The following is an 11,042-nucleotide window of genomic DNA, read 5'->3' as shown; positions in this document are numbered from 1 at the left end:
CCCTAACCCTCCCCTTATAAAGGGGAGGGAACTAGATTTCTTTTTCCCCCCAATCTATCGGGGGGATTAAGGGGGGTAATTCGACTTGTGTGTACACGCATCTCTGTACAAAACTAAAATCGTTGTAGAACCTCCTAAATCCTCATTAAATAATGAAAATTATTGAGAATAGTGTCAATAAATATGAAGTTGACACTTCGTTAACATTTGTAATCGAAATTTCGTAACCGCCCTTTGGTAGACTTAAAGACTGAAATAGCCAGATAAAACGGCGGAAATTCAAGCAGCTGAGAGGGCAAACTCTGTGGAAAATTCACTTGGGTTAGAAATTATTGAAGTAGTAGAGCAAGCCGCGATCGCTTCCTCGAAATGGATGGGCAAAGGCGAAAAAGACATTGCTGACCAAGTAGCAGTGGAAGCTATGCGGGAGCGGATGAATAAAATCTATATGCGGGGTCGCATTGTGATTGGGGAAGGCGAACGCGACAACGCACCTATGTTATACATCGGGGAAGAAGTTGGTATCTGTACCCAACCAAATGCCACTAGTTTGTGTAACCCTGATGAATTAATCGAAATTGATATCGCCGTTGACCCTTGTGAAGGTACGAACTTGGTAGCTTATGGACAACCTGGTTCGATGGCTGTCTTGGCAATTTCTGAGAAGGGTGGATTATTTGCTGCTCCTGACTTTTACATGAAGAAGTTAGCAGCACCTCCCGCAGCTAAGGGCAAGGTAGACATCAACAAGTCAGCAACAGAAAACCTCAAGATTCTCGCTGAGTGTCTAGATCGCTCGATTGAAGAACTTGTGGTCGTGGTGATGAAGCGCGAACGCCACAACGATTTAATTAAAGAAATCCGTGAGGCTGGAGCGAGAGTCGCCCTAATTTCAGATGGTGATGTGGGTGCAGCCATCAGCTGTGGTTTTGCTGGAACTAATATCCACGCGCTGATGGGTATCGGTGCGGCTCCTGAAGGTGTAATCTCGGCAGCTGCAATGCGTGCTTTGGGCGGACACTTCCAAGGTCAACTGATTTACGATCCAGCAGTCGTAAAAACAGGTCTGATTGGAGAAAGCAGAGAAGCCAATATCGATCGCTTAAAGTCTATGAATATCAATGACCCTGATAAGGTCTATGATGCTCATGAACTGGCATCCGGTAAAACTGTTCTGTTTGCTGCTAGCGGCATTACCAGTGGTAATCTCATGGAAGGTGTACGTTTCTTCAACGGTGGAGCCAGAACTCAAAGCTTGGTAATTTCTAACCAATCGAAAACGGCTCGATTTGTTGATACGATTCACATGTTTGGTGAACCCAAGACTCTCCAACTGAACTAATTTTTAGGGAATGGGGAATGGTAAAAGTAAGGGTAAAGCATTTGGAAAGAAATATTTATATAAAACGGAAAAATATTCACCCAAATGTTTCATCCTTACACTAGTTAGTAGTTAGTATTTAGTGATTAGTTATTGTTTGTTGGTTAGAAAAACTATTAACCAATAAACAATAATTCCCCATTTCCTATTCTCACTCAATGCCCGATTGCCAACTACCAATTAGTAACTACGATTTAGCAAATGAATATAGCAGTGGTGGGGTTAAGCCATAAAACAGCCCCAGTAGAAGTCCGGGAAAAACTGAGCATTCCAGAACCACAAATTGAAAATGCGATCGCTCAACTGGCCAGCTATTCCCATATTGACGAAGTTGCAATTCTTAGTACTTGTAACCGCCTGGAAATTTACATTGTTACCAGTGAAGCAGACCAAGGTATCCGGGAAATAACGCAGTTTCTTGCAGAATACAGTAAATTACCCGTGCTTTCTCTGCGACGGCATTTGTTTATGCTGCTACATGATGATGCAGTAATGCACGTTATGCGGGTAGCAGGTGGTTTAGATAGTCTGGTACTCGGAGAAGGTCAAATTCTGGCTCAGGTGAAAACTACTCACAAACTGGGACAGCAATATAACGGTATAAAAACCATTTTGAATCGATTATTTAAACAAGCGCTGACAGCTGGTAAGCGGGTTCGCACTGAAACTAGTATTGGTACTGGTGCTGTCTCTATCAGTTCGGCAGCTGTAGAGTTAGCGCAGCTAAAAGTGGCAAATTTAGCAGCTTGCCGAGTGGTAATTCTGGGTGCTGGTAAAATGTCGCGGCTGCTGGTGCAACACCTACTTTCTAAAGGTGCTGTGGAAATTAGTATTGTAAATCGCTCTCGCGATCGCGCCCAAGAATTAGCAAAGCTGTTCCCTCAACAACCGATCAAAATTCATCCAATATCGGAAATGATGAGCGTAATTGCCGATAGTGATTTAGTGTTTACAAGTACTTCAGCAATAGAGCCAATACTTGACCGTGCCAAATTGGAAATGGTTTTAGAAGTTCAGCGCTCTTTAATGTTATTTGATATTTCTGTGCCGCGTAATGTTCATGCGGATGTAAATGAATTGGAAAATGTGCAGGCGTTTAATGTGGATGATTTGAAGGCTGTTGTAGCGCAAAACTACGAAAGCCGTCGCAAGATTGCACAGGAAGCCGAGCGACTTTTAGAAGAAGAAGTAGAAGCCTTTGATATTTGGTGGCGCTCTCTTGAAACTGTTACTACTATTAGCTGTCTGCGAAATAAAGTCGAAACCATCCGCGAGCAAGAATTAGAAAAAGCTTTGTCGAGATTGGGTTCGGAATTTGCGGAAAAACATCAAGAAGTAATTGAAGCATTAACACGGGGAATTGTCAATAAAATTTTACATGACCCGATGGTGCAATTGCGATCGCAGCAAGATGTTGAAGCTAGACGGCGCTGTATGCAAACTCTGCAAATGCTGTTCAACCTCGATGCAGAGGAACAGTTTAGTTAAATTAAACAACAAGAACCCTGACTTTTGGTGAAAAGTTGGGGTTTTGAGCCAATCGGTTTTAAATTAGATATACTTCTAATTAGATATATGTCTAATTAGAAGTTAGTTATGCAACCAGAGCAATTTAATATCTTACTGCGCTTTTTTAAGGCATTAGCGGATGATAGCCGTTTGAAGATTGTAGGTATTTTGGCGAATCAGGAGTGCAGCGTCGAAGAATTAGCGGTGCTACTGCAACTCAAGGAACCGACGGTATCCCATCATTTAGCGAAACTTAAGGAGCTAAATTTGGTAACAATGCGCTCTGAAGGTAATAGCCATCTATATCAATTGGATAGCGAGGCTTTGCAAAGCATTAGCAAGGAAATTTTCACACCTGAGAAAATAGCATCCTTGATTGAGGATGTGGATACTGAGGCTTGGGAAAGCAAAGTGTTGAAAAACTATTTCGAGGGCGATGTCTCCGACAAGGACTCCGTCCAACGCCTCAAAGAAATTCCTGCTAGTCGGAAAAAGCGTCTAGTTATTCTTAAGTGGTTAGCAAACCAGTTTGATGTAGGAGTCAACTACCCTGAACGCTTGGTAAATGATATTCTCAAACGCTACCATATTGACTGTGCAACCCTGCGACGAGAGTTAATTGCTTGCCAGTTAATGCAGCGAGAAAATGGGGTTTATTGGCGTACAACATAGATATGAAAGATAAATAAGCTATAAGCATTTAAGTTGCATAAAAGTAGGTCTGAAACCGCTTATTACAAAAGAATATTTCTGGAAAGAGGAATGAGAATTAGCTTATCATTTATAACAATTCTATCTGAGTTTTGAAAATTGGTTTTTAATCGAACGATAGAGACGCAGAGAATACAGAGATAAGAATCAACATAAATTTTCACAAAGCACAATCATAGGTCGTATATTTATGCAGTTAGAAACACAAAAATTATCTTACACAACTGAAGAGTATTTAAAAATTGAAAAAAAGGCGGAATATAAAAGCGAATACCGTGATGGAGAAATTGTACCAATGACGGGTGGCACTACAAATCATAATAAAATTGCAGGCAACTTTTATGCTTATTTGAAGTTTGGTTTGAGAGGCAAGAATTATGATGTTTATATTGGTGATGTGCGTTTGTGGATACCCCGTTATCGGCAGCATACGTATCCCGATGTGATGGTAATTGAGGGACAACCTATTTATACAGGAACCAGTACAACAACGGTTATGAACCCGATGTTAATTGCTGAAGTTTTATCTAAATTGACTAAAAATTATGACCAAGGCGATAAGTTTCTTTATTATCGCTCTATTCTAGAATTCAAGGAATATATTTTAATTGACCAATATCAGTATCATGTGATGCAGTATGTAAAAACTGCGAAAAGTCAATGGTCATTTATTGAACTTGAACATGAATCTGCAACTTTATCACTACAAACGGTTGATTTTCAAATTGAATTGCGCGACCTTTTCGAGCAAGTCAATTTTGCAGAAAATAACGAAGATTAAAATAATTTGTAATGACGCTTGTGGATTCGCCAATGTAATTCGTAATAGTAATAATGGGGTTCAGTCGCTACCAAAGTACTTCACTAAATTTGTGTTTCTTCTTCCGTAAAAATAGGAGGCCACAATTCAGTAATCGACAATTCCCAATCGGGAAAAAGTTCTGGTATCGTTAAAATGTCGCCATTTTCTAAAACTATAGGTTCGCCTGTAGAGCGATAAATTGTAACTGTCTCTTCATCAGGATCGATCAGAATGCCGACGATCGCTCCTAGTTCTATAAATTTCAGAATTTTGGCTACTATAAGTTTAATTTTATCACTCTGAGATTTAATTTCTACCACCAAGTCAGGAACAAGTTCTCCAAAGTAACGAGGACTTTGGAGAAGTCGGGAAGCCCGAACAAAGGAAACATCAGGTGCTTTGAGGTTTGTATCTGGCATGATGAAACCGCCAGCGGAATCAAATACTCTTCCCCAGCGACGAGGATTTATCCAGGCAAAGAGAAAGGCGATGAGACGACTACTGATTTCGCTGGATACAATATCTGACGGGCCCATTATTGAAATTTTCCCATTTTCGAGTTCCAGCTGGTAATCTAAACCTGCTTCGGTAAAAGCGGTTTGAACTTGCTCTAAATCTCTGACTGTCATCATTGACATAAAAAGCTTTTTCCACTGAGATATACAACTCGATTTTAACAAGAGCCAAATTTCCAAAGATTCGACACCGTGTGCGACTTTCATCTCAAACCTAAATCTAAACCCTTCCTTACCAGAGAATAAAAGCAAGAATGAAAGCCTCTCTCCCACACAGGGAGAGTTTGGCACAGAAAGCTAATCGCACTCTATTTTCCCAAATAGGCTTCTAGAACTTTGGGATTAGTTTGAATTTCTGCGGGTGTACCGTCAGCCAAATTTTGCCCTTCAGCAAGCACCCAAACACGATCGCACAAGGACATAACCACATCCATATTGTGTTCAATAATCAGAAAGGTCATCCCATCTTGACGGTTCCAAGTGATAATGCGATCGCAAATATCATCAATCAGTTTCGGATTCACCCCAGCTGCCGGTTCATCCAACAAAATTAACTTAGGGTTAGTCATTAGCGCCCGCCCCATTTCCAGCAGCTTGCGTTGTCCACCAGACAAACCACCAGCATAATCGTGTGCTTTTTTTGCTAAACCCACTGATTCTAATAAAAACATTGCTCGTTCTTCGAGTTGCTTTTCTTCCTTAGCGACAACGTGCGGTTGCAACTGTACTTGCCAAAAATTTTCACCCGTTTGTTTTTGCGCCGCCAGTAGCATATTTTCTAATACCGACAACCGCGAGAGAGTCCGTGCAACCTGAAAGGTGCGGATTACCCCCTGCTGTGCGATTTGATATGGTTGCAAATTGTGAATCGGTTCGCCGTCAAAAATTACTCGTCCCTTATCGGGGCGGATGAAGTTCGAGAGTAAGTTAAATAAAGTAGTTTTACCAGCACCATTAGGGCCAATCAAGCCCGTAATGCTGCCTTTAGGAACTTCGATTTTCGCCTCATTAACTGCTTTGACACCACCAAAGCTTTTAGAAAGTCCAGTGGCTACCAAAAGGGGAAGCGGTGATGAATAGTTATTTACCAAGGGTGAGTTCCTCCTTTTTCCCTAAGATACCTTGAGGACGCCAAATCATCAGTACCATCAAAATTAGTCCGATCACCATGATGCGAAATGCGCCCAAACGTGCTTCATCAAGGGAAACGATTCTGGGTAAAACTTCTCGCGTCAGCGCATCGTAAGCAAAGAAAATTATCGCGCCTACGATTGTGCCGACATTTTTCCCAGAACCACCTAAAATCACCATAATCCAAGTGTCAAAGGTGATCTGCGGTTGGAAATTATCAGGGTAAATGGCGCTGAGTTGCCAAGCGAAGAAAGCACCAGCGATACCCGCGATCGCACCTCCTAACATGAGAGATTGTAATTTATACCAAAAGACATTTTTTCCTAATGCTTTGGGAATTTCTTCATCTTCGCGGATGGCTTTGAGAATTCTACCCCAAGGCGATCGCACCAAAATTTCTAACCGCCAGTATACAAATGCTAAAACCAGCAACAACACCAGCATTAAACCCGCTTTTGGGTTGTAATTATACAGTCCGATTACCCCAGAAATATAAATCGCTGCCGCCAAAATTGCTAACACAATTCCCACACCCAAGCGCGATGCAAATTCTTGGTTGCTAGTCGTCCTTTTGCCCAAATCAGTAGTCCGAGATATTTGAGTGGTACGAATCCATTGCCACAACGTAAAGAAAGTTACGGCAGCCAGCAGCGTTAAAAGCCCAATCATTACTAATCTGATAAACAAACTTGGCTCTGTGGATAGGGGTATGGGATAACTTTGTACACCAAACGCCCCAGAAATCCAGGTGTCACCCACAGGCAATTCCTGATTATTCACCACCAAACGAATTAATTCGCCCGTACCAATGGTGACAATTCCTAGATAATCTTCCCGTAAGCGGAGAGTTACAAAACCAATTATCAAACCCAATAAGGCAGCGGCAATTGCCCCAGCCAGTGCTGATACCAGTAGGGGTACGCCTTTTAAGCTTAACAATACCGTTGTATATGCTCCCAGGGTCATGAAAGCAATATGACCAAAGTTAATTAATCCCGTAAAGCCCCACTGTAAATTGAGTCCTAGTGCGAATAGAGCAAAAAGTGCTGTAGAAATTGCTAAGAAAATTAGATAGTCAACCATATTAAATTATTTAGGAATTGGGCAAAACAGTTCTGAGTGCTGAGTCCTGAGTGCTGAGTTAGAAGTTACAAGTGAAGAATTCTTTTCATTGTCCCCCCTGCTCCTCTGCCCTCCTGCCCCTCTGCCCTCCTCTCCGGGCGAATAAATTTTAGCGTAGCTTGAGCGTAGCTAATTTTATGGGAATACTATTTATTGTTAGTGTTTGCTGGTAGGGAATAATTAACGTATGAATTTGCTGCGCCTTAGAATGCATCACTTAATCGAGCAGTTAGGCGATGACGATTTGCAAGACATTTGGAACGTTCTCGAAGCTTTACATTATGACTTTTATATGCTTAAAGCCATACAAAAAGTCAAGCGATCGCAGCAACCGTGGGATATCTTAACCCATGAAGAAGCGGTAAGACTGTTGATGTTTTTCTGATTCAGCAGCGCTTTTGAGCTAGTACAACGGGCGCGTAAATAAACCACGCATTCCAAATTAATAAAACGCTTATGCTGTATTAATTTTGACTTTTGACTTTTGACTTTTGACTTCCGCCTTGCGGCACTAGTGCCAGTGGCCCCTCAAGTTTTGGTGAAGGTAACGCCCAGTGAGTCTGGAAATGCGCTATGCCAGGTCTTTTTTGCTCGACCTGAAGAATTTAGAACCTGCCGCCTACGAGCGGGTGCATGATTTTGTTTTTATTGAGTTAGCCCAAAAGTGGCAACTGACTGATTTAAAAGAACTGCGACAGCTTGATAGTGAAGGCATTTTTCACCGCTTCAGTCTAGACAATTATCTGATTGGTATAGAAATTCGGGGTGAAATTGTGAAATTTCTGCGTGTCATCCCTATGCCAGATGTTTAAAGTGAAGAGTCAAGGGAACACTTAAAACTGTAAACTGTATAAGGCTAGGCAGGGATCGCTATAACCTTACATTAAACTGGTTTTTGAAAAACACTTTATTTGAGATTTCCCTATGGATGCTAGGGCACTTTGGCAACGATACCAAAACTGGTTATATTTACACGAGGGATTGGGGCTGTACTTAGACGTGAGTCGGATACGGTTCGATGATGCCTTCGTGGAATCGTTGCAGCCGAAGTTTGACAAGGCGTTTGCGGATATGGCTCAACTAGAGAAGGGTGCGATCGCAAATCCTGACGAGAACCGCATGGTTGGACACTACTGGCTGCGAAATCCTGATTTAGCGCCAGCTCCAGAACTTACACAAGAAATAGTCCAAACCTTAGAACAAATCGAAGCCTTTGCGGAAAAAGTTCAAACAGGTGCTATTCATCCTCCCAGAGCAAACCGTTTTACGGATATTATCTCCATTGGCATTGGTGGTTCCGCCCTCGGCCCCCAATTCGTCGCGGAAGCTCTCGCTCCTGATTTCCCGCCCCTGAAAATTCACTTTATCGATAACAACGATCCGGCAGGTATCGATCGCGTTCTCAATCATCTCCGAAATAGCCTCGCCAGTACTTTGGTATTGGTGATCTCCAAATCTGGGGGAACGCCGGAACCTCGCAACGGCATGATTGAAGTTAAAAAAGCCTACGCCGGACACAATTTGGAATTTGCCCAGTATGCGGTAGCTATTACTAGCGTTGATAGTAACCTCGATAAACTAGCTAAAGATGAAGGTTGGCTGGCCAGATTTCCGATGTATGACTGGGTAGGAGGACGCACCTCAGAAATGTCTGCTGTGGGGCTAGTACCAGCCGCATTGCAGGGCATTGATGTTCGTGCCATGCTAGATGGTGCAAAAGAAATGGATGACGCTACCCGCGTCCCAGATGTCAAAAATAACCCAGCAGCATTGCTTGCTTTGTCTTGGTACTTTGCAGGCAATGGAAAAGGTGAAAAAGATATGGTTGTCCTACCTTACAAGGACAGTTTATTTTTATTCAGTCGCTATTTGCAACAGCTAGTGATGGAATCCTTGGGCAAGGAAAAAGACTTAGATGGCAACGTTGTTCATCAAGGTATCGCCGTTTATGGCAACAAAGGCTCAACAGATCAACACGCTTACGTCCAGCAGTTACGCGAGGGTGTAGCGAACTTCTTTGCTACCTTTATCGAAGTGTTAGAAGATCGTCAAGGCCCATCCACTGAAATAGATCCCGGAGTTACAACAGGCGATTATCTTTCCGGTTTTCTCCAAGGAACCCGACAAGCGCTTTATGAAAATCACCGCGATTCGATTACAGTCACGATTTCCCAAGTTAATCCCCGAACTGTAGGGGCATTAATTGCTTTGTATGAACGTGCTGTTGGTTTATACGCTAGCTTGGTCAACATCAATGCTTACCATCAACCAGGCGTAGAAGCTGGCAAAAAAGCTGCCGCCTCCATTCTGGATTTGCAAACACGAGTGGTAGCAGTACTACAAAAAGAAAAAACTCCCCTTTCTCTGGACGAACTCGCCGAAAAAGCAGGCGCATCAGACCAAGTTGAGGCAATTTACAAGATTTTACGTCATATCCAAGCCAATCAGCGGGGTGTAGTTTTGCAAGGCGATCTTCAGAAACCCGGTAGTTTGAGCGTTTCTGCTAGCTGATAGCTTTAGTCTAAATCTCACATTTTGTCCAGAATTGTTGTCTCAACAACAATTTTTTATTGTGAAGCATCCTAAATAGAAGATATATCTTCTATTTAGGATGCTTCACTGTATAATTCATAATTAAGTTTCATAACTCAATACCTTTTGGTTAAGTATTGCTTTCTTCTCTTCCTTTGCCTAATTACGAATTATTTTAATTATGAATTGCCATAAGGCGTTGATTAAAGTAACTCTTAGGTAAAAAACAGCGATCTGGTAAAAAAGGATTGTTGAGATTTTGACATAAGAAAGTGCTGGGTTTATCCCGATGACAAAATGGTGGCACAATTCCCCAGTGTTCTGCTAGCCAAATCCAGTATCCTGTTTCAATTCTGCCGTAGCTTGATACCGTGAAAATCTCTCCAACGCTGTTGTTAATAGATACTAAATCTGATGATGATTTGATGTCAATTAGCAGCCAAGCTAATTCATCTACAGAAAAGTAATAGCCATTTTCGGCAGCGATGTCGATGAACTGCTGTGGCTCTTTAGCTATTAGTAATTCTTCTTTGAGAGATGGTGTTTTTTGTGCAATATCAAAAAGATCCCAAATCTGTCTTCTCGTAACTAGAAACCAGGCGAGTTCTTCTGCGGTCAAATTGTAACCGTTTTCTCTTGCTAACTTAAGAAACGGCTCAAGGCTATCGGTTTCTGCTAGTTGACTTTTTAACTGGAAACTTTGCTCTACTAATGACAAGAAATCAATAATCTTTTGCCATGTAACTTTGTCAAAGTTATTGTTAACTTTTATTTTTTCTTTCCAATAAATGTATTTATCTTCTTTAAGAAAGAAATTCCAAATTTGATAGTACATGGGTCATCTCGCCTAAGTTGTAAACTTGGTAGAGGTTTATGATTAATGAACACCAGTGTAGTAAGTATAATGTGTTTCTTCGACAGTACTAAACTCCTATATTATGTAAATGAAGTTACACGGTGGCTAAGTATAAAATTTTTGTAAAGTTTGTAACTATAAATAGCATTTACTGAGGAAAAGATGAAAGATTGCGATGCTTTGGGGTGGTCTGTAACTAAGATTTTTATTACATATCATAAAATAAAATTAAGTCAACAAACAGTATTAATTATTCATGAAGTAAGAATGTAAAGCAATCTGCACTTTAGTTATTTTGAAACCAACCGCATACTCTTACGGAGAATAAAGCTACGTATAGCGTCTTTTAGAGAAGGCGAAAGGCAAATAGAGGTATTTTTTAGAGATTATTAATTTAGTAAAATTACATAGAAAATTAAAGCGATCGCCTTTATCTTCCTGTAAATAAAGTTAAGGCAGCATTAAAAAATGGGGTTAGTGAAT

The 11,042-nt window shown here is 41.3% G+C and carries 11 protein-coding genes; 7 read left to right on the top strand and 4 right to left on the bottom strand.

Going from position 1 to position 11,042, the window contains the following annotated elements; genetic code table 11:
• Positions 1–304 precede the first annotated feature (304 nt).
• The 4 genes from glpX (at position 305) to ACFE93_RS06565 (ending at position 4,382) form a co-directional block, all read left to right on the top strand.
• Entirely contained in the window at positions 305–1,342 is a 1,038-nt protein-coding gene (glpX, locus tag ACFE93_RS06580) for a class II fructose-bisphosphatase (RefSeq protein ID WP_375472556.1), read from the top strand.
• Positions 1,343–1,582: 240 nt separating this feature from the next.
• Entirely contained in the window at positions 1,583–2,869 is a 1,287-nt protein-coding gene (locus ACFE93_RS06575) for a glutamyl-tRNA reductase (RefSeq protein ID WP_375472555.1), read from the top strand.
• 108 nt (positions 2,870–2,977) lie between these two features.
• Complete coding sequence (locus ACFE93_RS06570; protein ID WP_375472554.1) at positions 2,978–3,562, top strand: metalloregulator ArsR/SmtB family transcription factor; 585 nt, start codon at positions 2,978–2,980, stop codon at positions 3,560–3,562.
• Positions 3,563–3,791: 229 nt separating this feature from the next.
• Entirely contained in the window at positions 3,792–4,382 is a 591-nt protein-coding gene (locus ACFE93_RS06565) for a Uma2 family endonuclease (protein WP_375472553.1), read from the top strand.
• Positions 4,383–4,465: 83 nt separating this feature from the next.
• On the opposite strand, the gene ACFE93_RS06560 is transcribed toward ACFE93_RS06565, so the two are convergent.
• From ACFE93_RS06560 to ACFE93_RS06550, 3 genes are all read right to left on the bottom strand, one after another.
• Positions 4,466–5,041 (bottom strand): Uma2 family endonuclease, encoded by a 576-nt coding sequence (locus tag ACFE93_RS06560; protein ID WP_375472558.1) that lies wholly within the window; start codon positions 5,039–5,041, stop codon positions 4,466–4,468.
• Between the two features lie 185 nt (positions 5,042–5,226).
• Complete coding sequence (locus ACFE93_RS06555) at positions 5,227–6,009, bottom strand: ABC transporter ATP-binding protein (RefSeq protein WP_375472552.1); 783 nt, start codon at positions 6,007–6,009, stop codon at positions 5,227–5,229.
• Positions 5,999–7,132, bottom strand: a complete 1,134-nt coding sequence (locus ACFE93_RS06550) for a branched-chain amino acid ABC transporter permease (RefSeq protein ID WP_375472551.1) — start codon at positions 7,130–7,132, stop codon at positions 5,999–6,001. The genes ACFE93_RS06555 and ACFE93_RS06550 overlap by 11 nt, the downstream gene beginning before the upstream one ends.
• A gap of 226 nt (positions 7,133–7,358) precedes the next feature.
• Between ACFE93_RS06550 and ACFE93_RS06545 the strand changes: the two genes are divergently transcribed.
• From ACFE93_RS06545 to ACFE93_RS06535, 3 genes are all read left to right on the top strand, one after another.
• Positions 7,359–7,556: a hypothetical protein gene (locus ACFE93_RS06545; protein WP_104907481.1), complete on the top strand. Its 198-nt coding sequence runs from the start codon at positions 7,359–7,361 to the stop codon at positions 7,554–7,556.
• A 169-nt stretch (positions 7,557–7,725) separates the two neighbouring features.
• Positions 7,726–7,983, top strand: a complete 258-nt coding sequence (locus tag ACFE93_RS06540) for a cytotoxic translational repressor of toxin-antitoxin stability system (protein ID WP_375472550.1) — start codon at positions 7,726–7,728, stop codon at positions 7,981–7,983.
• Between the two features lie 112 nt (positions 7,984–8,095).
• Positions 8,096–9,682 (top strand): glucose-6-phosphate isomerase, encoded by a 1,587-nt coding sequence (locus ACFE93_RS06535; RefSeq protein ID WP_375472549.1) that lies wholly within the window; start codon positions 8,096–8,098, stop codon positions 9,680–9,682.
• A 196-nt stretch (positions 9,683–9,878) separates the two neighbouring features.
• On the opposite strand, the gene ACFE93_RS06530 is transcribed toward ACFE93_RS06535, so the two are convergent.
• Complete coding sequence (locus ACFE93_RS06530; protein WP_375472548.1) at positions 9,879–10,538, bottom strand: Nif11-like leader peptide family natural product precursor; 660 nt, start codon at positions 10,536–10,538, stop codon at positions 9,879–9,881.
• Positions 10,539–11,042 lie beyond the last annotated feature (504 nt).

It is taken from the genome of uncultured Nostoc sp., assembly GCF_964247315.1.
In the GTDB taxonomy this organism is placed as follows: domain Bacteria; phylum Cyanobacteriota; class Cyanobacteriia; order Cyanobacteriales; family Nostocaceae; genus Nostoc.
The sequence above is the reverse complement of the archived record's forward strand: the minus strand, read 5'-3'. Positions and strand labels throughout refer to the sequence as shown.